The organism is Peribacillus glennii (assembly GCF_003429105.1).
In the GTDB taxonomy this organism is placed as follows: domain Bacteria; phylum Bacillota; class Bacilli; order Bacillales; family DSM-1321; genus Peribacillus; species Peribacillus glennii.
The window spans coordinates 46,645-69,012 of record NZ_QVTD01000001.1 but is presented as its reverse complement, the minus strand read 5'-3'; the positions used below and the strand labels follow the sequence as shown (position 1 = coordinate 69,012).

Here is a 22,368-nt window from a genome sequence, read left to right as displayed (position 1 = left end):
AGCCTTCAGCTAGGAGGTACTTGCATGTTTGGGTTTAATGACTTTTGGAAATTTTTTCTCGCGTTTTTCTTGATTTATCCGGTTGTCACGATTATTCATTTATCGGGCCATTTGTTTTTTGTCGCCATTTTTGGAGGAACAGAGAAGAAGGTAGTAATTGGGCATGGCAAAAAGCTTTTCAGTTTTTGGAAATTCGAAATTCGCCAGTATTACTTTTGGGCAGGCGGCTGTGAATTTAAGAAGATTAAGTTTAATAGCAGGGTTAGCGACACTTTTATTTTTCTTGGCGGGGCGATTTTTAACGCGGTAAGTATCGGTGTTGTCAATATCCTTATTTATATAAGAGTGCTGGAACCCAGCGTTTGGTGGTATCAGTTTGTTTATTTTTCATTTATTGCCCTTTTCTGGTCCATCTTTCCGATGTATTACCCAAGCGGCACCCCTTCTGACGGAAAAGCGGTTTTGCTGCTTTGGAAGGACGAATTCAAAGATAAATCATCAGACGACCTTTTTTGGCGGAAGGATGAAGAGAAAAATAATCCTTAAGGAGAGATTTTTAAAATGAATCTCTCCTCCTTATAGGCTCTATTAATGGTTACTATTATTAAAAAGTCAAACCTTACGAGATTATTGATACCCATACCCCATCATTCCTGTGTAACCACCAAAAAAATGTCTATCCATTCTGCACTTCCTTCTCATTCGAACTTGCAGAAGTAGTATATGTGTCCATAAATAGGATGGGATAGGTAATTACCCAGTAAGGATAAACATTTTAAAAAGCTGGTAGGTATTTGTATCCTTTAGTTATCATCAACATAATATGCAGTAACCCGTATAAATGCCTTTTCAATAACATAATGGGAGGTGGTTCTATGACAGATGGTGTAGCGCCAGTAGGATATGGTAATGGTTTAGCATTGATAATTGTACTGTTCGTGCTTTTAGTTATAATAGGAGCATGTTTCTGTGGCGGTTATCGAGGGTTTGCTCCAGTCGGCCCAGCATACGGATACGGAGCCTACTGTTAAAAAGAAAAAGCCTCCTTTAGAGGCTTTTTTTATTACGGTAAAGTGGCAACTTCATTTTGCGCTCCATACAAAACTCTGTGTTTACGTAAAAAAAAGTCCTCCTGATGTAGGAAGCTTGTCTAAAATATTTTAATACCAGCGTATTTTATTAGGATGCCGATAGAGTGATTATCCGTGCAGAATTAAGGGGGATATTATGCAGATTATAGCTATTCCCACAAATAAGGGCGGGGTATTAAAAACAAGCATTACGACAAACCTGGCTGGAGCTTTAAGTCTTAACAAAAAAGTTTTGATAATCGACACGGACAATCAAGGTAATGTGCTGGTTTCATTAGGTAACAATCCTGACTCAGTTGAACAGACTTTATATAATGTTTTAGTTGACGACTTGGATCCACCCGAATATTGATGTTTTACCGGGGAATGACGATATGAATTTTTTGGAATTTGACGTTTTAACACACAGCGAAGAATATCCGGATCCATTTAAAATACTGAAAAAAGTGATGGGGATCCTGGATAAGAATACGATTATGTGCTTATAGACAGCCCGCCTAACTTAGGTTTAGTCCAAGGGAATGTTCTTTCATATGCCAAAAGTGTATTGATACCTTTCCAACCAGAAGGCTACAATATGAGATCCTTAAAAAAAATACTTAATGCTATACATAATTTTAAAGAGCAGCACAATCCAAAATTACAGATTACAGGGGTAGTTGCTGCCCTGGTGTACCAGAGAACAACACTTCACGATGAGGTGCTGCAGCAGTGCAGAAAATATTGTTTTGAAAATGGAATACATATGTTTGAAACGGTTATTCTACGTTCTGTCAGATTCGCGGCAAGCGTTGCTTATGATAGAAAGCCAGCTACACTAACTGACTTTAAAAACCCATTAGTAAAAGTTATTTTGAATTACTGAAGGAGGTCGAACGGATTGGCCAGGAAGAACCGAAACTTAGCTAATTTTGGTCATATTGCTAATGTTAATGTTAACGAATCTGTTAATGAAACGCCCAAAACCACTATTAAAGCAGGAGAATCAGGGGATTACTTGTATAATCTCGTTAAAGGCAATCTAAAGAAGAAGGAAAATGAAACTATTTTGACAGGTATTTATCTGCAGAAAGAAGTTGTAAAAATACTTGATCAATTAGCAAAAAATGGTGGCCGAGGTGTAAAATCCAGATAGTAAATGATGCATTACGAACGCTTTTTATAGACAAGGGGTTGCTTTAATTACCCTTTATCGGGTAAAAGAGCTTTTTCCTGTTCGTGTGAAAAGGTATGAACGAAGAGCATCCTGGTGTTAAAGTCTGTTGTTAAGGTATTGGATTATAAAAAGGGCGCAAAACGAATGAATAATACCTTCGTTCTATAAGCGCCCAAACCATACATACCTTTCACATTATTACGGTGAGTTCTATTATTCCAGTGTTTCCTAAAATTAATGTGTATTTACTAAGCGTGTGCCTAACGGTAGGTGTTTTTTCTTTAAAGGCTTAAGTTAATAAAAAGGATAACCTCCACCGCCATAGCCGCCATAACCCCCAAAACCACCGTACCCTCCATAGCCGCCATAACCCCCAAAACCACCGTACCCTCCATAGCCGCCGTACCCACCAAACAACGCACCAGCTGCAAGGCCTCCTAACAAGCCTCCTGCTAAGCCTCCTAATAATGGTCCGCCAAATCCGTCGAAACCACCGGACCGTCCAAATCCGCCAAAAGGCAGTCTGTAGTCATCTTGATTTACATAAATATATGGATTCAAAATGGGCCTCCCTTGTTTTTCTATAGTATCTTTCTCTATAGGGATATGTTTATTTTATATAAGGTGTATAGGTAAATGTCCTTGACGCACTTTTGCTTTGTTTGTTTTATTTGACAATTTAAACAAATAAATACAAAATCACCTAAACTTTTTATATTAAATAGGATTAAGTACATATAGAATTTCATCCTGTCTCAACTTGTTTTACTGATAAACAAGGAGGCGGTAGTGTGGCTGTTAAGTTAAAGGGGTTTAAGGAGTTAAACAAAAAACTTAAGAGTATGGAAAAGAAGGCAAAGGAATTACAACAAGGTGTATCAGTCGGTTTTGGTGACTTGTTCAACGGATTGCGGGCGGTTTAAATGCGTTATTGATAATTTGTTGTTGTTTTCTTATGGGTTTAAGTGCATCATAAATTTTTACCACTAGTTCTACCTCCAGGACTTGTTATTCCTCTAACTATTTGTAAAACACATCTTCAGGGAGAAATTTTCTGCGTTGCACTTGCAATTGATTGTATAAGATGGAATAGGCCAGTTTTACATAGTTGTTCCTCAGTTGCTTCCTTGCTTGATATACTGCTTTAGTTGATCCAATGCTTTCAATCCAATTTCCAGCATAGTTTCTTGCTCTAGAAAGATTTAGCTTTTTAACCCAGATACGGCCATATAAAGTTTTTATAAGCTTGCCAAAAGAAGCCCATTAATCAGGGATTCCTAATTATCAGGCTTCTTTTTTGCCATTTCGGAAAGGAGAATAATGACGAATATGCTGGTTGGCTTCGGCTTAATTTATAATATGTACAAGCTATCAAAGTGACAGCCTTTTTAAAAGACTTTTATTCAATTGATGAAAAGACACATTTTCATTAGGACAAACTCTTTACCCTGTCCATTACAGGGTTTGTACATACTATAGAAATTGTAAGATAGCTTTTCCACTAACACACAAAGGAGGCTAACTATATGGGTGAGTACACTGGCGGTGGCTACGGCGGCCAATTTGCTTTTATCCTTGTAATCTTCGTATTATTGGTGATTATTGGCTGCGCAGGATTTTGTGGAGGCGTTTATTAATTCATCTCTTAAAGCCTGATAATGGGGTCAAACCTGTTTCGGGCTTTATGAATTGCATGAGAAAAGAAGCACGGGCCTTTTGCAAGTTACACTTGTGCTAGCAGGAGCTGCAGTTGGAAAGGGAGTGCTAGTGAAAGCCAACGCCTTGTTTACAATCGGGACATATGGTGTGGTAATTTCCTGTATGGATCACCCCTTCATACAAACAATCCATGGAACAGAATGCGACATTACATATTTTCGTCATGCTCTTTCAGACATGTGGTATGTTAGGGTTTAACTTTGTCGGCAGGTGAATCGCTGCGTTGGTTCAAGGTGGGAATGAATAAAGGGTTATCGTATGACGAATTAATGAGCAAGCTTCTCAAGTGGAAAGAGGAAGTAAGGGTCTTATCTATTTGCCAATTTTGGAAGGTGAGCGTACTCCTTACAATATAATAATCATAGTTCCGGCTTTTTAGGGGCTTCCATCTACAGGATCAATATTTTAATCGTAGCGCTTAATTCAAGGCGTATCAATCTTGGAATCCTCTGATAGAAGGGCTGCGATTACTTCATGTTATTCATCAATTTTTGAGGAATTCTTTCTCGTCCTCTTAGCGACAAAACCACTTAAATATTTATCAACTGTTCGCCGGTCAACCCCTAGTTCCTCTGCAATTTACTCTTATTAATTTTCATTTTCATATACTCCATTAGCTGCTTGAATTTTGGCAAGTCAAAAAGGCTCTTAATGCCAAAATCAACATCAATCTTTAAGGATAGATACACAGCTAGTCACCCCATGACTAGTATGTAAAATGAAAGCAAATATGTACATATTTTATTTAAGCGTTATTGAACATATTTAAAATAGCATTTCTACCTCGGTGTTATATTAGCACCGTGTTACTAGATTGTCGCTTGGATATAGAAGACTTCTATTTTACTTCTATTTTAGTAATGTCGTTTTATTTGGTGCTGCCGCTCTCGCTATTGTGGCTGCATACCTGGTATCATTGAATCTTAAACTTCCTAAGAATATTACACCATATATAGCTAAATTTTTAGTCCTCTTATCATGATCACATGTTTGGTCTATCTTATAACGGTTATATGGGTAGGAAAAAATCCATTCTTGGACCACAATTTCCTGATAGCCTTCAACGGAATACTCCCTGTTGTATTGGCCGTTACCATATTTTCCATTATCGAGAGCGACTCTGACGAGAAAAAGAACATTTGAGATTATATAAATTTTTTCTTAATTGTTCTTGCGCTTATCATTGACAGTGTGGCTTTGTCAGCCATCGTGTTCAGGCTTTCTTCTTATGGGATTACGCATAATAGACTTGCTGTTTTATGAGTAAACATACTTATCTGGGTAAATCTGGTTTGGATTATGCTCTCCTATATGCGTTTTCTACATCACAAATCCGGACCTTCACCCATCCAAGATGCCGTTACTAAGTATTTGCCGGTCTACGGACTTTGGGCAGCTTTCGTTACATTTACTTTTCCTATAATTTTTAATTAGAAAGGCTCTGTTAATGTACTTCTATAACGTATAAAATCCTTAGTGCCGTTATTATGCAGCTTTTTATACAGTGTTGCATATTTTTGGCTTATTTTCATTACCAAAGTTAAAAATACAGTATTCAAACTATAAGACATAATATATTTTTGCAACTGGATTCTTTAAAATATGTCCAGTTTCATGTGCCCAACGAAAAAGGACTATATGAAACGTTTTTGATAAGCTAAACTTGTACGTTTTAAGTTTAAGTTTGATTAAATGTGAAAAGATGTACTTACACTAAAGGGGGCATTAATGGAATAAGCACTCCGTTTTGGATAATGCGGTCAATTTAGTCTTTAATTTTAATGAAATGCTTAATAAATTTGATATTTTCCAAAAAGAGATATTTACAGTTCTGTGTTGAAATAGAATTAGGAAATATATTAATTCTGGAATATGGAGGTGGAGGAACGTGTCGAGAGAACAAGACTTAAAAAGGCGTGAGGAAGAGCTTCGGCGAAAAGTTGAGGAACTGCAAACAGTGAACGATTCTATGTCTTCGTTATCCCGAAATGATTCAGGAAGATGGAAATAAAAAGATTTAAAAACATTGAATTTCAAAATTCACCCAAATCAAATTAATTAAGGACTATTCATAGGACGTAAAATATAATGAGCAATTATTGGGAAGTGTTCCAGTCAGGTCGATTATAAAAAAATGTAAAATTTATATTTTTAGTATTATGTAATATTAATAATAATTTATTGGAATAATACTTTTAAATTATCGCAGCTGTTAATCGAATGGATCTATGTTAGCATGGAGATTTAAAATGATCAATGCCATGAATCCATCATACAGCTTTTTGAGATGAAACATACTATATCTATCCATAAGAGGGTTATGGGCTAGCTAAAGTTATAGGAAGAAGTTCAGAGATAGTGGAGGAGATGCGAAAAGTAAATCCTCTTATTTATCAAAAGGGATTTGTGCCAAACGTGGGTCGATTTGAGGAATGGAAATGTGAAATTATTCTTCAAGAAAAATTAAAGCAGGTGTAATAATTATACGATGTAGGAAATCAAGAGTCATAACAGATAAAAAGCATGTTTTCCATTCATTTAAGGGTGTGAAAATATGCTCTTTTTAGTTCGTCTACAACTGTTCGATAGTAAAACTACTTTTATGCAATATTTTAACTTGAATTTTGCAGGGACCCTTCAATAAGTTTTTTTATTTATTATTTTAGTTAGAAAATCTGACAACTTAATGGAATTAATCTTGATATGTGAAAGCCTGTGACTAATCATACATAAAAAATACATAAAACATTCATTTCTATAAACATGTTTATAATAACCTTTAAAAATTTAATTTTTAAAATTTCCCATAAAATCCTATATAAAAAAGAAAAAGAGATTAAATTGACTTGACACACAGAAAAACTTTATAGATAATATGATTAAATTTTCAAAATATTTATTATATATAGAATATACACAATATAGTTAGCGATTTAATTTAAATAAAAACATAAACAAGAAGGAAGGTGTGTGATAGTATAAGTCTTTTGGTCTGACCATCAATCCAAGTAAAAAAGGGATAATTGCAATGCCTTTGGTCTGACCAATAGTCCAATGATTAATGTTGACTTTCAGTAGAATTAGTTAAGAGATTTCCTCTGGTCAGACCAACTGACCAAAATAAAAAAAAGGATTCTTAGGGAGGTAAATATGCATTTAACTAAAAAGAAAACCAAAAATTACATAGGTCTAATACTAACTATGATTTTCATGTTATTGTTATCAGCTTGTCAAAGTGCTGAAACATCTACTGGATCTGGCGCAGGCGGGAGTAAAAAAGATGCACCTATCAAAATAGGGATTCTTGAAGATCAATCAGGAGATTTTTCCCTAGTGGGTATTCAAAAATTACACGCTGCACAGTTAGCTGTTGAAGAAATTAATAACAATGGCGGTTTATTAGGTCGTCAGGTGGAAATTGTTGCACCAGATACACAATCAGATAATAAACGTTTTCAGGAAATGGCTAGAAAGGTAATTTTAGAAGATCAAGTCGATGTTGTTATGGGTGGTTTTTCAAGTGCATCACGCGAAGCCATTCGACCAATTATGGAAAAAAACAAAATGCTCTATTTTTACAATAACCAATATGAAGGTGGAGTAGCTAGTAAATACTCATTTAACACCGGAGCTATTCCTGATCACCAAATAGGAACATTAATGGAAGCTGTTATTAAAAAATATGGTCCAAAGGTATATACAATTGCTGCCGATTATAACTTTGGTCAAATTTCAGCCGATTGGGTGCGAACTGAAACAGAAAGACTAGGCGGTGAAATTGTTGGTGAGGAATTTATCCCACTTGGAGTTTCACAATTTGCTAGTACAATCAGCCGAATAAAGGCGGCAGATCCAGATGTGCTTGTGACATTATTGGTAGGACAAGAGCAATCCTCATTCTATGGACAATGGGCAAAGTCAGGAAACACTAAACTTCCAATGGCCACAACCGTAAATATGGCGCAAGCATATGAACATAAGAGATTTGATCCTCCTTCGTTAGCGAACATGTATGTAACAGTTACATTTATGGAAGAGTTAGGCGATATCCTGCCAAGTGCAAAGGAGTTTGTTGACAAGTTTTATAAGAAATTCCCCGATGATAAATACGTGGGTATGGAAGCGGAAACCCAATATACAGGAGTAATGCTATGGGCTGAAGCTGTAGAAAAGGCAGGAACAACTGAAGTTGAGGCTGTTATTGACGCACTGGAAACCGGCATAAGCTATGACGGTCCAGCTGGAACTGCCAAGATTGATCCAGCAACACATCATGCTGTGAGAAATGTATACCTTGCTTATGCAGATAAGGAGCATAAAATTACCTTCCCACAACAATGGGAAGCGGTTGTACCCGATTGGCTCTCTAAAGAAAAGGGAGTGGATCTAACTAAGAAAGACGAATTTAAGCAATATACTCCATTGGACTAAAGGATTGGTTGGCAATTAAAGAGGGAGTTTGCGCTAGACCCCCTCTTTAGTTTCCCCAGCCCCTAAATTAATTAGGAGGTTTTATATGGCTATATTTGAATTGATTTATCAGTTTATGAATAATTTTTCTTTTTTAATTCTCTCTGCAGTTGGTCTTGCCATTATTTTTGGAATGATGGGAATTATTAACTTAGCGCATGGGGAATTCATTATGCTAGGTGCTTATATTACAACCTTAGCTACTGCTTCAGGCGTTCCTCTTCCTCTAGCAATATTATTGGCCGCAGCAGGTGTAGGAGTCTTTGGTCTTATTGTCGATCGTTTAATCATTAACCGTTTATATGGAAGAACCTTGGATTCCGTAGTAGTGACATGGGGAATCAGTATGATTTTAAGCCAAGGGATTTTAATTATATTCGGTCCTTCACTGGAAGGATCCTCTACTCCTTTAGGATCTATTTCTATTGCTGGTGCTACTTATTCTACATACCGCATCCTACTCTTTTTCATCGCCATAGTTATGTTAGGGATCATCTATTGGTTATTTATGCATACCAAATTCGGCCTATATTCAAGAGCCACCATGCAAAAGCATGATATCGCAAATACAATGGGGATCAATACCAATAAAATGTATTCCCTGACTTTTATGCTAGGTGCTGCTTTAGCGGGTCTTACTGGTGGTTTATACGCTCCGACAATGGCCGTTTCCCCGACATTTGGATCAGCTTTTCTAATGCCAAGCTTCGTTACCGTAATTGTCGGGGGTGCAAATCCATTAATTGGCACCTCGTTATCTGGCGGTGTTCTTGGCGTTGTGAATAGCATCTTAGACATTTTATGGGGAACTTTTTATGGAAGGCTTGGCCTCCTTGTTGTTGCCATCATTGTTATTCGATTATTGCCTCTAGGTTTCTCGGGTCTGGTTGAAAAAAAATTAATGCGTGGGCGTGGGATTTGATATGAGAAATTTAAAAATGAAATTAAATACAGAAAATGTAATAGGCATTGGGTTATTTTTGTTTCTTTTTATATATCCGTTATTCGTAACGCCTTATCAGATTTTAAATCTATCTTATTTTATTTCCATGGTCTTTCTAACGCTAAGTTTATCGCTAATTTGGGGATATGGTGGAATTTTCAGCTTCGGGCAGGCTGCATTTTTTGGAGTTGGTGGATATTTTTATGCCATTTTTACCATGAATAGCGGTATTTCAACAATAACCCCTATTGGATTGTTGCTTGGGGTACTTGTTGGCGGCCTAGTTGCTGGAATAATCGGTTACTTTATGTTTTATGGGGGAATCAACGATGTATTTGTAGGGTTAATTACGCTGTGTATAACCGTGAGCTTAGAGACGTTTATGGCTCAGACAGCAGGATCTCAATGGAAGATCGGGACTGTCGGGCTTGGTGGGTATAACGGAATCAATGGGATTCCTACCATTTCGCTTGGATCTTTCGCTCTAGCGGATGTTAATTTTTATTACTTTATTTTAATTGTTCTACTAGTGGTCTATATCGGACTAAGACTTTTTGTTGTCTCACGTTTTGGCTACACGGCTATTGCTATTCGGGAAAACCGAGAAAGAACTAAGTTGCTTGGCTACAATGTGCCACGTTTTCAAACCCTTATTTTTGCATTAGGAGGAGCTTTAGCATCGCTAAGTGGGATTCTGTATGCCACTTGGGGAGGATATATGACTCCTTCCGCAGCTGGATTAACTGCTGCAACTCTTCCGGTGGTACTTGCCGCTGCAGGCGGAAGAAAGAACCTTACAGCCGCGATGATTTTCACTTTCATCTATTATTGGTTTTCACAAACCCTTTCTGCAAGTGGAAATGAGTATGCTCTAGTAATTCTAGGGGCTGCTTTGATTCTAGTAATTCTTTTCGTACCAGAAGGAATCATTGTTTCCTTATTTAAGTTAGGTGACAATTTATTTTTTAATAGGAAGAAAGCAACCCAAGTTAAAGCAGAAGGAGAGTTTACATGAGCAAAGGATTGGTTGAGAAGAGTGATGCTATTCTTACCTTAAAGGGAGTCGGAAAGCATTTTGGTGGTCTTAAAGCTGTAGATAATATCGATTTATCCATAAAAAAGGGAGAACTTCACTGTTTAATTGGTCCCAATGGAGCTGGGAAAAGCACGATATTCAAAATGATCATGGGCGTTTATGAACCAACGGTAGGAGAGGTTTTCTATAATGGAAAAAACATTACCAAAATGAAAAACTGGGACAGGGCAAATTTGGGATTGAGCATTAAAATGCAGGTTCCAGGGGTATTTGGAGAACTTTCTGTTTACGATAACATGAGAATTTCAGCACAGAAACATATGAAATCCTCTGAACGAGATGAAGAGATTGATAATCTCTTAAGATTTTTAGACATTATCCATTTAAAGTATGAAATCGTCAATAACTTATCACATGGACAACAGCAATGGCTAGAAATCGGAATGTCCTTAGCAAGTAAACCAGAGCTCTTATTATTGGATGAACCAGCCGCAGGAATGGGGCCGACTGAAACTGAGTTTACCGCAGAGCTAGTCCAGAAATTAAACCGTGAGGGAGTTACAATCCTTTTTATCGACCATGATATGGATTTTGTTAGAAAAATTGCGGAGAAGGTCACGGTATTACATTTAGGTAAAAAATTTGCTGAAGGCACTATTGAAGAGATAGAAGCGAATCAGGATGTCGTAGATATATATCTAGGCAATTCTTAAACTTTAAGGGGGTGATCGCCATTTTAAAAGTCAATAATATTGTTTCAGGATATGGAAAAGTTATTGTTGTTCGTGATTTTAATATTGAAATTGAAAAAGGTGAAATCGTATCAATCATTGGACGAAACGGTATTGGCAAAAGCACCTTTGTAAAAACATTGGTGGGTATCTTACCTAACAAGGAAGGCTCTATTTTTTTCAAAGAACAAGACATTACCAATGTGAAAGCACATGAAAGAGCATGGAGTGGAATCGGCTATGTTCCTCAAGGACATGGGGTCTTCCCAACTCTTACTGTGGAAGAGAATTTGATGACTGGCCAATTAATTAATAAAAAGAAATCAAATCTTGATTTCAATTTAGTCTATGATTATTTTCCACGGTTACGAGAAAGAAAGAAGCAAAAAGCTGGCACATTAAGTGGAGGAGAACAGGCAGCTTTAGCTATAAGCAGGGCCCTTGTAGGGAATCCCGATTTATTAGTACTCGATGAGCCGACCGAGGGAATACAGCCAAATATTGTTCACCATATTAGTGACATAATAACAAAAATCAATCAAGACCTCGGACTAACTGTTTTGTTTGTAGAACAGCATATAGGATTAATTCAACAAATGTCTCAGCGCTGCTATGCAATGGATAAAGGGACAATTGTTGGAGAAATTCAAAACGAAGAGGTCAAAAATTATGAAATCTTAAAGAGGTATTTGGCAGTTTAATCGCCTAATAAAATAGATTGATATGGAGGAGATCATATGGAAAAAGTTAGTGAAAAAGTCAGACAAATCATCCAGCCTGGAGAACATAGTTATGTATTTTCAAAGTATCTTGAGCCAATTGCTCATGTAAAACCAGGGGAAGTTGTAGAGATTTATACAAAAGATGCATTTGAAAACCGTATTACCAGTGAAAAAGATCTCCCATCCCAAATATTGGGGGATTATTTAAATCCGCAAACAGGACCTATCTACATTGACGGGGCAGAACCTGGAGATACCTTGGTTGTACATATTATTGATATTGAACCTGACCGGGACTGGGCTGTAAGTGTCATGAAGGAAAGTTTTGGTGGCCTAACTTCCACTGATCTGACACCAATGCTCCAAGACCCTCTTCCAGAGAAAGTGTGGATTTATAAAATTGAAGATGGCATGGTTCGCTGCAATGATCAGCTTAACTTTCCATTGCGGCCTTTCCTAGGAACCATTGGAACAGCTCCAGAGGTGGAAGCACTCTCTGCATTAACACCATTTAATCATGGAGGGAACATGGATGTACCTGATACCAAACCAGGAAACAAGGTATATCTTCCTGTTCGTACAGAAGGGGCTTTCTTCTTTACAGGCGACGCTCACGCTGGACAAGGAGATGGAGAGCTTTGTGGCGTAGCGCTTGAAATCTCGGCAAGAGTAAGGTTAAAGTTTGAATTAATTAAAAACAAAGAGATTAAATGGCCTCGAATTGAAAGTGACTCAGAGTATATGGTAGTAGGTAGTGCCCGTCCAATGGAAGATGCCGCAAGAATCGCCTACTCTGAATTAATAAAGTGGATGGAAGAAATGGGCTGGGATAAGTTTGAAGCTTACCAGGCTTTAACCCAAATCGGAAAGCTGCATGTAGGTAATATGGTAGACACTTATTATTCATTAGTCGCAAAGATAGATAAAAAATATACAAAGTTGGATTAACACCTAAAAATCTAAAAGTTTTATCTAACTATAGTAAATATGTAAAAAAATTACCTACAGTTGCTATAAGACGTAGGTAATTTTTTTTCCCACTTAACAATATGTACTAAAATGCTCAAAATTTTATATTCATAATGTCTAGAATGGAGAGAATGGTATGTCTATTAAACATCTGAACGATATAGATAATCATGACTCTAAAAACTTTGAGATTTTTCAAACAAAATATTGGATGACTCCAAATCCATACTGTATTCAGGGTCATCAAACCTTAAGAGAATGCGCTGAAATTATGGAAAGACTTCAAATTGAGAGTTTGCCTGTTATAGATGCACATAATCAGCTTTTTGGAATGATTACTTTAAAAAAGCTCATTTCCTATTTGTTAAACGGCAATCCTGATGGAATATTAATCAGAAATATTGTAAAAAGAAACTTCTCGTGTATGCGTACAACTGATTCATTATTAAATATTAAAAAAATGCCCCACAGCGGCCTGCCGGTAATCGATGATCACAATCATGTAGTAGGTTTTTTAGGTATAAGAGATATTTTGGATGCGAATTCGTTACTCATTTCAAGGCTCCAGCAAAAGGGAAATATAGCTGAGGTCCTACAAGCGATTTTGGAGAGTGCTTACGAGGGTATTGCCGTAGTAGATGAGGACGGAATCCTTGTAGAATTCAATGAAGCCTATAGTCGCTTTACGGGGATAGAACGAGAAGGAGCTATTGGAAGACACGTAACGGAAGTTATTGACAATACTAACCTCCATTTAACAGTTAAATCAGGAATCCCTGAGCGAGGTGTAGTCCAAAATATACAGGGCCAAGACATGGTGGTGCACCGCATTCCGATCTGGAAGGAAGGGAGGGTTACTGGGGCAATCGGCATGCTGATTTTTGAAGGCGTATCGGAGGTCTATAAACTCTATGAGTCTTTGCAAAAAGATCATGTAGTGGAAAGAAACAGCAGGGGAGACGTTCATTTTGGCCAAGAGGAAAATCAACAGATCACGCTTGATCAAATACTTGGGATAAGCGAGGAAATTTCAAAAGTGAAACGCTTATCCCGTAGGGCTGCGAAAACATTAGCAACCCTACTGATTACCGGAGAAAGTGGCACAGGAAAAGAAATGTTTGCAAAAGGGATTCACCATTTAAGTATACTGTCAAATGGCCCATTTGTTAGTGTGAATTGCGGGGCCATTCCTGAAGCTTTATTTGAGTCAGAGTTGTTTGGTTATGAAGAAGGAGCTTTTACCGGAGCAAAAAAAGGAGGAAAACCAGGAAAATTCGAACTCGCACATAATGGAACCATCTTTTTAGATGAAATTGGTGAAATGCCGTTGCTCATGCAATCAAAGCTGCTTCGTGTTCTTCAAGAAAAAGAGGCTGAAAGAGTTGGTGGATTGAAAAAATATAAAATCAATGTCCGCATCATCGCTGCTACAAATAGAGATCTAAAAGCGATGGTGGAACAAGGATTATTTCGAGAAGACCTTTATTATCGTCTGAATGTCATCCAGCTTCATATCCCTCCATTACGAAACCGGAAGGATGATATCCCAATTCTGCTATCCAATTATTTAAAAAAGTTATGCAAAAAATATCAGATACCTACAAAAACCTTTACTGCGGAAGCAGTGACAGCTTTTGTCGACTATGATTGGAAAGGCAATATAAGAGAAATGATCAACACGCTTGAACAGCTGGTAACATTCGTAGATGGACAAATCATTAGTAAGGGTCATTTGTCCGAAAATATCACGGACCCAAAATTATTGCCCAAACCTAATCCAGCCAATAACAGCTCTAATCAATCCGTTTTACAGGCGGCGAAGGATGTGGGAAAAAATAAGGAAAGAGAATTGATCATCAACGTACTGAGGGAAGCAGGAGGAAACAAAAAGAAAGCCTCTGAAATCCTTGGGATTCATCGAACTACTCTTTACCAAAAGTTAAAAAGGCATAACATCTTTTAGTAGATTGTTTGTTGGGAAACCCCTACACGATGACTACATTTATCAGAAAACCACTACACAAAGCAACAAAACAGCAACGGTTAAAACACATTTTATGTTGGCACACATCTTGCATATTTAGATAATAATAATGATTATGAGGAGAGTGCCAAATGGATACCACTTCAACATTTAGAACTCCACAGACAATTTTATACAGAAAAAATGCTTTTAAGAGAGTCGGCAAGGAATCAGCAAGCAGAGGAAAGAAAGCATTGATCATTAGTGACAAAATCATGGATCAACTGGGAAATGTAAAGCAATGCAGAGAGTACCTTCAAGATGAAGGGGTTGAAAGCCTAGTCTACATTGGCGTAGAATCAGAGCCGACCGATCAATATGTTGATGAGGCTTTAGTTATTCTCCAAAATGAACAATGTGATTTGGTTATCTCCCTTGGTGGAGGCAGCTGTATAGACACAGCAAAAGCAATCGCTGTAATTGCTGCAAATGGCGGATACATTGGAGATTATATGGGTGGGAGAAAAATGGCAGTAAAGCCAGCAATTCCGCACATTGCCATTCCTACAACTGGTGGGACAGGGTCAGAAGCAACAGATGTAACCGTGATTACAAATACAGAAAATAATGTAAAAATGATGATTAAACAACCGGCCTTCATGCCAACAGTTGCCATTGTGGATCCTATTCTGACATTATCCTCACCAAAAAAGATAACAGCTGCAACAGGAGTGGATGCTTTAAGCCATGCAATTGAGGCGTATATTTCAAAATTATCCCATCCGTTGACAGATATTCTTGCCTTATCAGCGATGAACCTAATTGTTAATCATCTCGAAGATGCCTATAATGACGGATCCAATATCGAAGCCCGTGAAGCGATGTCATTAGGATCGCTCCAGGCAGGCATGGCTTTTTCCAACGCTTCCGTATGCTTAGTGCATGGAATGTCCAGACCGATTGGAGCCATGTTCCATGTACCACATGGGTATTCGAATGCTATGTTGCTACCTGCAGTATTAGAATTTAGTAAAGAAGCGTGTATCGACAGGCTAGCAGACTTAGGAAGAATTTTCGACCCTCACAAAGATTTCATCTCAAATAGCGAGGCTGCAGATGCCGCCGTAAAATCAGTGAAAAAACTTTGCTTAAACTTAAATATCCCTAACCTTAAAAATTGGGGAATTGATGAAGAAGCCTTTAACATAGCCATCAATAAAATGGCACATGATGCTCTTAATAGTGGAAGTCCGGCAAATAATCCACGCGTTCCATCTGAAAAAGAATTACAAGAGCTATATTTTATTTGTTATGATTATCAGTTTCTCTCAACACAAAATGTATAATAGCGCCACTGAAATATTCAGAACATACCGATAATTATCATAAATGAGTTTTACTTTTCTAATATTTATATATCGAGAGGAGATTTGTCGTGACTATCAATACAACAACTAAACTACTAAAAAATTATATTAATGGGGAATGGGTAGATGCTCAAACAAATCAATACCAAAGTGTTCCCAACCCCGCAACAGGAGAGGAATTGGCCCAAGTGCCTATTTCTTCAAAAGAAGATGTTGATACAGCCGTCCAAGCTGCAAAGGAAGCATTTAAATCCTGGAGCAAGACTCCTGTTCCGAAACGGGCCCGAGTTTTGTTCAAGTACCAGCAATTATTAGTCAATCACGGGGATGAACTTGCAAGATTGATCACTCAAGAGAATGGAAAAAGCTTTAAGGAAGCATATGGCGAAGTTCAGCGAGGAATTGAATGTGTGGAATTCGCTGCAGGGGCACCTACCTTAATGATGGGGAAACAGCTTCCAGATATTGCTACGGATATTGAATCCGGAATGTATCGCTATCCTGTCGGTGTCGTAGGTGGAATCACTCCATTTAACTTCCCGATGATGGTTCCTTGCTGGATGTTTCCACTTTCGATTGCTTGCGGAAACACCTTTGTTCTTAAGCCATCCGAAAGAACTCCTTTATTAGCCAATCGTTTAGCAGAGCTTTTTGAAGCAGCAGGTCTTCCAAAAGGTGTTTTAAGTATCGTTCACGGCGCCAATGATGTCGTAAATAGACTGCTAGAACATAAAGATGTCCAAGCAATCTCCTTTGTTGGCTCTCAACCAGTCGCAGAATATGTATACAAAACTGCTGCAGGCTATGGAAAGCGTGTTCAGGCATTGGCAGGAGCTAAGAATCACTCCATCGTGATGCCAAGCGCTAATTTAGATGCTGCGGTGAAAGACATCATTAATGCAGCCTATGGATCAGCAGGTGAAAGATGCATGGCGTGCTCTGTTGTAGTCGCTGTCGGTGATGCCGCAGAACCATTGCTAGAAAAACTAAAGTACGAGGCAGATCATATTAAAATCGGGAACGGACTTGAGGATAATGTATTCTTGGGTCCGGTCATCCGCCAAGAGCATAAAGAAAGAACCGTGAGATACATCGAATCCGGAGAGGAAGAAGGAGCGATCCTTGTTCGTGATGGACGTAAAGACGAGTCGTACCATCAAAACGGATATTTTATTGGACCTACGATCTTTGATAAGGTAGATCCTTCTATGAAAATATGGAAAGAGGAAATCTTCGCACCAGTGCTTTCAATCATAAGAGTGAGCAGTTTAGAGAAAGCGATTGAATTAACGAATCAATCTGATTTCGGAAACGGTGCCTGCTTGTTTACTAAAGAAGGAAGTGATGTTCGCTACTTCAGAGAAAACATCGAAGCGGGAATGTTAGGCGTTAACGTTGGCGTCCCTGCTCCAATGGCGTTTTTCCCTTTCTCTGGCTGGAAAAATTCCTTCTACGGTGATCTGCATGCAAACGGCCCGGATGGAGTGGAATTTTATACAAGACGGAAAATGCTTACTTCTAGATGGTAATTCGAAACAACCCCTGTTGTACTATGGCTGGGCAAGATGTTGATATCGGTATTTAAAGAAAAGAGGGATGAATTATGATTACCAAATCATTTAAAGCTGCCACTGTACAATTTGAGCCTACACAATTTCAGAAGGAAGATAATATTAAAAAGTTATATAACTTAGTTGAAGAGAGTGCCAAAAATGGTGCAAAGCTTATTGTTACTCCTGAAATGGGAACAACGGGATACTGTTTTTATAACCGTGAAGAAATCGCACCATTTGTGGAGCCAATCCCAGGGAATACAACAGCAATTTTTGAAAAGCTCGCCAAGGAATACCAGTGCTATATTGTTATCGGTATGCCTGAAGTGGATCCGGAAAATGATCTATACTATAACTCTGCTGCGCTAATCGGCCCAGAAGGCCTTGTCGGTAAACATCGCAAAACGCACCCATACATTGCTGAAACAAAATGGGCGGTTAATGGAGAGCTGGGCCACCAGGTATTTGAAACCACGATTGGACGAATTGCGATTTTAATTTGTATGGATATGCATTTTATTGAGACATCACGTGTGCAAGCTCTGCACGGAGCAGACGTCATCTGTCATATTAGCAACTGGCTGGATGAGCGTACCCCTGCGCCTTATTGGATTAATAGAGCCTTTGAAAACAACTGTTATGTAATCGAAAGTAATCGTTGGGGATGGGAACGTACGGTTAAATTTAGTGGAGGCAGCTGTGTGATTGATCCAGAAGGACAAATTCAGGCCGTCATTGATAACGGGGATGCTGTTGCCTATGCAGAAATCGACTTGGATAAAGCCCGAAACAAAAACGTCAACGGAAGAAATCTCATCAAGGATCGACGACCTGAAAAGTACAGGGAAATAATGACCAATTCCTATACATGGAATCCTTTGGATCTTTTTGGCCTTTATGGCCATCAGCCATTTCCGACAGGTAAAAAGTCGATCGTTGCCGTTGCCCAGATTATGCCAGGAGCAAACAAAAGCACTAACTTAGCTAAAATCGAAGAGCTGGCTAGCGAAGCAAAACAGAATGGAGCAGAAATAATTGTATTTCCTGAGCTATCAATTAGTGGGATGTTTCATGACGAAAGCAGTGCAGAGCCTGTACCAGGAAAAAGCACTGACCAGCTTGTAAAACTGTCTTTGAAGCACCGCATGTATATCATTGCTGGGCTAGTAGAAATTGACAATGGTTCATTATATAATACAGCTGTATTAACGGGCCCAGAAGGGTTTATTGGAAAATATCGTAAAATCCATCTTGATGAAACAGACCTTACTTGGGCTAATGCTGGAGACGAATGGAAAATATTTGATTTGAAAGTTGGAAGAGTTGGTTTACTCATTGGTTATGATACATTAATCCCTGAAGCAGGACGTGTATTAGCGCTTCGCGGATGTGATATTCTTCTTTGTCCATCTCTATTGAGTAGTCCTGTGCCAGCAGCACATCCAGGAACGAGCGTTCCGCAAAATTACCCTATTCCTACGGGAGGAGATCCTCTTCATTGGCATTTGCATCGCGTTCGGGCAGGGGAAAATAACGTGTATTTAGTTTTTGCGAACGCGTTTGACAGTAAAAAGGGCTTTTACGGAAAAAGTGGAATCTTTGGGCCGGAAACATTCAAGTATCCAAGGAATGAGTCTGTCGTGATAGAGGAAGAGGGCTTGGCATATATTGAAGTCGATACATCAAATGCAGATCCAACGTACCCAACAAATGTAGTAAAGCGAAAAGATTTAGTACTCATGAGACAACCACATTTTTACAAAGACCTGATCAGTTTGGAGTTAACGAATGAGGGCTTGATCGAAGGTAAAGTTCTCTTTCCACAAAAAAACTAATAGGGAGTTTAGAGGAATCGGTATCCGCCGATTTCCTCTAATTTAAAAATTGAAGGCGGTTTCATCCGAATGGTTGTTAGTGATAGCGTATTTTTTTATGAAATCAACCATATATTCCAAATGATTTTCCATTTCCAAATGAGCTTGTTGAGGATTTTTACTATCAACTGCATCATAAATACGGTAATACTGATTTAATATATCCCGATATGCTGCATCATGTGTATGAATTTGAAAACCAGTAGTATATAAGTTTTTACTAACTACATCCGAAACAACAATGAGAATATCTGAAAGCGTGTTGTTGTAAGCAGACTTTGCCAAAAATAAATGAAAATCTAAATCTGCCTGAATTCTTTCCTCTATATCTTCCGTCTTTTCCATTCTGTTAAGAGCTTCTTTTAAATTCTGCAAATCTTTACTTTTCCTTCGCTTTGCAGCAAGCTTTGCGATGCCACCCTCTAATATTTTCCTTGATTCAAGTAATTCCATTGTTTCATCAAGAGGGTATGTTAGAAAAGGTAGGATTTTCGTGAGAATTTTCGGAACATTTGGTTTCTTTAAAGTAGTTCCCTCACCTGGCTTGGATGAAATTACATCGAAAATCTCAAGGATTCTTAATGCCTCCCTGACAGAGGAACGGCTAACTTGCAACGAGCTTGCGAATTCCCGTTCTGTCATTAGCTTATCTCCAGGAGCCAGCATACCTGATGAGATGCTTTGCTGGATCCGGTCTAAAACTTGTTCGAACATTCGATTATTCTTATTAACAGGATTTAGATGCATCGAAACACCTCCTATTATTTCTTTTTATCAATCTCTTTCACTATACTTTTTTCGTATTCCAGTTGGTCGTCTTCCATTCGAAGAAAGAGACGCAAGCATTTAACAGAACATAATACATGCGCGCGTTCTGGGAACCCCGCCGTATGTTCAATATAATTTCCTTCAATTTTTTTATGACAAACTTCACATTGCTGCGCGTACAACATGGACCACACCTTAAAGTAATTTTCTTTTAACTATTATATTATATATATACAGAAAAGAATAATTTATTTGACTTCTCATCTGGGAAATTTATTCCATTCCGTTTCGCGATCCATTGGAAATCTAGTAAAATAAAATTGTCCCTTTGTACTTATGGTTAAAATAATGTGGAGCAAAGATCCCACAATCATTGCCAAAAAGGAAGAGTAATAGATTGGGTAAATTTCTAAAATTCCCACCCCCCCAACAATCACTCCGACGGCAAGAGAGAATACTCCAGTTGGATTCCATTTGTATAAAAAAGGTCTCCTGTACTCAATAAAATCTGATGGTCCGTAGTTTAATAATTTTCTACAAATAAAATGGTCCACTAGGATAATTAAAATCCAAGTATTTGTTAAAATCCCTGTAACGGCGAGGAAAACATCTATATAATTCAAAAAATTCACAGCATAGAAAAGGCAACTCAAAATATAGACTGCCACCATCCACCACGGTCTCCCAGGAGTAAAATTAAATATCAGAGAAAATGAATTTGATAGAGCAAGAGAAGCGGAATACAGATTCATGACATTGATTCGTATTTGCGTGATAAGTACAAAGAATGTACCCCAAACTCCTATTATTAATGGGAAAATAAAACCAGGATCAGCAAATGTCATTGCTGATTCTTCTTTCATGGAATACATAAGAGTGTAAGCGAAAAGAGGGCCAATCAGTATATTTCCGATCATAGGGGCTAACATGCCCACCATGCAGAGAAACCCCCCCCGATAACCGGTGTCGCTTTTAGCAAAACGTGCGTAGTCGGTCGCCATTAATCCTTGAAAAACAACTTGTCCATTAGCCAACATAAAAGCCATACCCAGAGAATCAACGGAAATCGGTTCAAGTGGAAGCCATTGGCTTGGCCCCGCTACATCAAAATTTGTAATGAGCAAATATATGGCTACTCCCAGTAAAGCGCTATAAATAAGGACTCCCCAGGTTTGGAAAATCTGTAGTTCCTTCATCCCATACCACACTAGAACAAGCTTTAATAATCCCACTCCTGCAAAAATCATATTACTTTCAAAGGAATGCACAGTAAGGTTAAATGAAAACGCAATAGCATTTGTAACAATGGTTCCTTCTAAAATAAAGTAAAAAATAAAGTTAATTCCGTAGATCAAGGATGTAACGGATGAGCCGATATAACCAAACCCCATTCCTCTTGTCATCATATCAACCGTTAAGCCTTCCTTGCTGGCAAGATGAATCATAACCATCCCTATTAAACTAGCTCCAATAAATAAATAGCCAAGTGGTAGCAGCATAATTGGCCACCCAACTGTAAAACTAAGCTTAGTTCCGAAAGTAAAAAAGAAAAGGGCAGTTGAGTTTCCGATTAATACCAAGATAATAGCAGGTATTGGCCATCTATAATGAGAAGGAATTTTTTTTATCGCGTAATCCTCAATATTTTCACTTCTCGAAGTGTTTGATGGTCCTTTAAACCAGCTTCCAAAGTTTCTCAAGGAAGTATCCTCCTACTATTATTTGAATTTTATAAAAATTATAACAAATAATTTATTAAAAAAATAAGTTTAATTTTATATATAAGCATAATCCTAAAGTATTTCATGTGTATACCTTACTGGAATGAATATCTATAAAAAAAAGAAAACAATTCAAAACTATATTTATGAATAACAATTGGGTTTGATTGTCTTTATTAAATAGAGATTAATTAATCCTGTTGGATATATAAGAAGGTTCTAGATATAGGGGGTTAAAATAATAAAAATAGACGTGAAGTTCATCTTTTCTGTTTATATAAAGGT

Annotated in this window: 19 protein-coding genes and 3 pseudogenes; 18 read left to right on the top strand and 4 right to left on the bottom strand. The window is 37.9% G+C overall.

The annotated features are described in order from the left end of the window. Window positions 1-24: 24 nt before the first annotated feature. The 4 genes and pseudogenes from D0466_RS00335 to D0466_RS00320 all read left to right on the top strand — a co-directional run bounded on the left by D0466_RS00335 (window position 25) and on the right by D0466_RS00320 (window position 2,226). On the top strand, window positions 25-546 hold the full coding sequence (locus D0466_RS00335; RefSeq protein ID WP_117320728.1) for a hypothetical protein: 522 nt from the start codon (window positions 25-27) through the stop codon (window positions 544-546). Between the two features lie 314 nt (window positions 547-860). Further along, a complete protein-coding gene (locus D0466_RS00330) occupies window positions 861-1,031 on the top strand; it encodes a YjcZ family sporulation protein (RefSeq protein WP_233522492.1) in 171 nt (56 codons plus the stop codon). A gap of 196 nt (window positions 1,032-1,227) precedes the next feature. Beyond that, a pseudogene (locus D0466_RS23425) lies at window positions 1,228-1,956 on the top strand (ParA family protein). A gap of 15 nt (window positions 1,957-1,971) precedes the next feature. Next, window positions 1,972-2,226, top strand: a complete 255-nt coding sequence (locus tag D0466_RS00320; RefSeq protein WP_233522476.1) for a hypothetical protein — start codon at window positions 1,972-1,974, stop codon at window positions 2,224-2,226. A gap of 315 nt (window positions 2,227-2,541) precedes the next feature. On the opposite strand, the gene D0466_RS22465 is transcribed toward D0466_RS00320, so the two are convergent. After that, window positions 2,542-2,808 carry a hypothetical protein gene (locus D0466_RS22465; protein WP_199484482.1) on the bottom strand — a complete coding sequence of 89 codons (267 nt, stop codon included), beginning with the start codon at window positions 2,806-2,808 and terminating at the stop codon, window positions 2,542-2,544. Window positions 2,809-3,038: 230 nt separating this feature from the next. On the opposite strand from D0466_RS22465, the gene D0466_RS23235 reads away from it, so the two are divergent. Beyond that, on the top strand, window positions 3,039-3,170 hold the full coding sequence (locus tag D0466_RS23235; protein ID WP_267897359.1) for a hypothetical protein: 132 nt from the start codon (window positions 3,039-3,041) through the stop codon (window positions 3,168-3,170). Between the two features lie 603 nt (window positions 3,171-3,773). Next, on the top strand, window positions 3,774-3,884 hold the full coding sequence (locus tag D0466_RS00310) for a YjcZ family sporulation protein (RefSeq protein WP_117320563.1): 111 nt from the start codon (window positions 3,774-3,776) through the stop codon (window positions 3,882-3,884). 562 nt (window positions 3,885-4,446) lie between these two features. Here D0466_RS00310 and D0466_RS22685 read toward each other — a convergent pair. Then, a pseudogene (locus D0466_RS22685) lies at window positions 4,447-4,655 on the bottom strand (IS21 family transposase); the annotation flags it as partial. Window positions 4,656-4,813: 158 nt separating this feature from the next. Here D0466_RS22685 and D0466_RS00300 point away from each other — a divergent pair. The 12 genes and pseudogenes from D0466_RS00300 to D0466_RS00250 form a co-directional block, all read left to right on the top strand. After that, window positions 4,814-5,400, top strand: a pseudogene (locus tag D0466_RS00300) (DUF4153 domain-containing protein); the annotation flags it as partial. Window positions 5,401-5,854: 454 nt separating this feature from the next. Next, window positions 5,855-5,977, top strand: a complete 123-nt coding sequence (locus tag D0466_RS23230; protein WP_267897358.1) for a hypothetical protein — start codon at window positions 5,855-5,857, stop codon at window positions 5,975-5,977. A 1,139-nt stretch (window positions 5,978-7,116) separates the two neighbouring features. Continuing rightward, a complete protein-coding gene (locus tag D0466_RS00295; RefSeq protein ID WP_199484474.1) occupies window positions 7,117-8,397 on the top strand; it encodes an urea ABC transporter substrate-binding protein in 1,281 nt (426 codons plus the stop codon). Window positions 8,398-8,482: 85 nt separating this feature from the next. After that, window positions 8,483-9,358: an ABC transporter permease subunit gene (locus D0466_RS00290; protein ID WP_117320561.1), complete on the top strand. Its 876-nt coding sequence runs from the start codon at window positions 8,483-8,485 to the stop codon at window positions 9,356-9,358. Continuing rightward, window positions 9,348-10,394 (top strand): ABC transporter permease subunit, encoded by a 1,047-nt coding sequence (locus D0466_RS00285; protein ID WP_142919860.1) that lies wholly within the window; start codon window positions 9,348-9,350, stop codon window positions 10,392-10,394. Before D0466_RS00290 ends, D0466_RS00285 begins: the two co-directional genes overlap by 11 nt. Then, a complete protein-coding gene (locus D0466_RS00280; RefSeq protein WP_117320559.1) occupies window positions 10,391-11,128 on the top strand; it encodes an ABC transporter ATP-binding protein in 738 nt (245 codons plus the stop codon). Before D0466_RS00285 ends, D0466_RS00280 begins: the two co-directional genes overlap by 4 nt. A gap of 11 nt (window positions 11,129-11,139) precedes the next feature. Continuing rightward, window positions 11,140-11,847 (top strand): ABC transporter ATP-binding protein, encoded by a 708-nt coding sequence (locus D0466_RS00275; protein WP_199484473.1) that lies wholly within the window; start codon window positions 11,140-11,142, stop codon window positions 11,845-11,847. A gap of 36 nt (window positions 11,848-11,883) precedes the next feature. Next, window positions 11,884-12,816 (top strand): acetamidase/formamidase family protein, encoded by a 933-nt coding sequence (locus D0466_RS00270; protein ID WP_117320557.1) that lies wholly within the window; start codon window positions 11,884-11,886, stop codon window positions 12,814-12,816. Between the two features lie 157 nt (window positions 12,817-12,973). Further along, window positions 12,974-14,800: a sigma-54-dependent Fis family transcriptional regulator gene (locus D0466_RS00265; RefSeq protein WP_117320555.1), complete on the top strand. Its 1,827-nt coding sequence runs from the start codon at window positions 12,974-12,976 to the stop codon at window positions 14,798-14,800. A 152-nt stretch (window positions 14,801-14,952) separates the two neighbouring features. After that, entirely contained in the window at window positions 14,953-16,146 is a 1,194-nt protein-coding gene (locus D0466_RS00260; protein WP_117320554.1) for an iron-containing alcohol dehydrogenase, read from the top strand. A gap of 95 nt (window positions 16,147-16,241) precedes the next feature. Next, the gene (locus D0466_RS00255; RefSeq protein ID WP_117320725.1) at window positions 16,242-17,696 is read left to right on the top strand and encodes a CoA-acylating methylmalonate-semialdehyde dehydrogenase; all 1,455 of its coding nucleotides are present in this window, start codon (window positions 16,242-16,244) and stop codon (window positions 17,694-17,696) included. A 74-nt stretch (window positions 17,697-17,770) separates the two neighbouring features. Then, window positions 17,771-19,555, top strand: coding sequence for a nitrilase-related carbon-nitrogen hydrolase (locus tag D0466_RS00250; protein ID WP_117320553.1), 1,785 nt, complete (start codon window positions 17,771-17,773; stop codon window positions 19,553-19,555). 42 nt (window positions 19,556-19,597) lie between these two features. Here the strand turns inward: D0466_RS00250 and D0466_RS00245 are convergent, their stop codons facing one another. Together D0466_RS00245 and D0466_RS00235 are read right to left on the bottom strand one after the other, a co-directional pair. Further along, complete coding sequence (locus D0466_RS00245; RefSeq protein WP_117320552.1) at window positions 19,598-20,341, bottom strand: FadR/GntR family transcriptional regulator; 744 nt, start codon at window positions 20,339-20,341, stop codon at window positions 19,598-19,600. A gap of 281 nt (window positions 20,342-20,622) precedes the next feature. Continuing rightward, entirely contained in the window at window positions 20,623-22,062 is a 1,440-nt protein-coding gene (locus D0466_RS00235) for a purine-cytosine permease family protein (RefSeq protein ID WP_117320550.1), read from the bottom strand. Window positions 22,063-22,368 lie beyond the last annotated feature (306 nt).

What these genes read in the sequence shown, in the direction of transcription:
- D0466_RS00335 (WP_117320728.1), top strand. Translation starts at nt 25, where the DNA reads ATGTTTGGGTTTAATGACTTTTGGAAATTTTTTCTCGCGTTTTTCTTG.
- D0466_RS00330 (WP_233522492.1), top strand. Translation starts at nt 861, where the DNA reads ATGGGAGGTGGTTCTATGACAGATGGTGTAGCGCCAGTAGGATATGGT.
- D0466_RS00310 (WP_117320563.1), top strand. Translation starts at nt 3,774, where the DNA reads ATGGGTGAGTACACTGGCGGTGGCTACGGCGGCCAATTTGCTTTTATC.
- D0466_RS00295 (WP_199484474.1), top strand. Translation starts at nt 7,117, where the DNA reads ATGCATTTAACTAAAAAGAAAACCAAAAATTACATAGGTCTAATACTA.
- D0466_RS00290 (WP_117320561.1), top strand. Translation starts at nt 8,483, where the DNA reads ATGGCTATATTTGAATTGATTTATCAGTTTATGAATAATTTTTCTTTT.
- D0466_RS00280 (WP_117320559.1), top strand. Translation starts at nt 10,391, where the DNA reads ATGAGCAAAGGATTGGTTGAGAAGAGTGATGCTATTCTTACCTTAAAG.
- D0466_RS00270 (WP_117320557.1), top strand. Translation starts at nt 11,884, where the DNA reads ATGGAAAAAGTTAGTGAAAAAGTCAGACAAATCATCCAGCCTGGAGAA.
- D0466_RS00265 (WP_117320555.1), top strand. Translation starts at nt 12,974, where the DNA reads ATGTCTATTAAACATCTGAACGATATAGATAATCATGACTCTAAAAAC.
- D0466_RS00260 (WP_117320554.1), top strand. Translation starts at nt 14,953, where the DNA reads ATGGATACCACTTCAACATTTAGAACTCCACAGACAATTTTATACAGA.
- D0466_RS00250 (WP_117320553.1), top strand. Translation starts at nt 17,771, where the DNA reads ATGATTACCAAATCATTTAAAGCTGCCACTGTACAATTTGAGCCTACA.
- D0466_RS00245 (WP_117320552.1), bottom strand. Translation starts at nt 20,341, where the DNA reads ATGCATCTAAATCCTGTTAATAAGAATAATCGAATGTTCGAACAAGTT.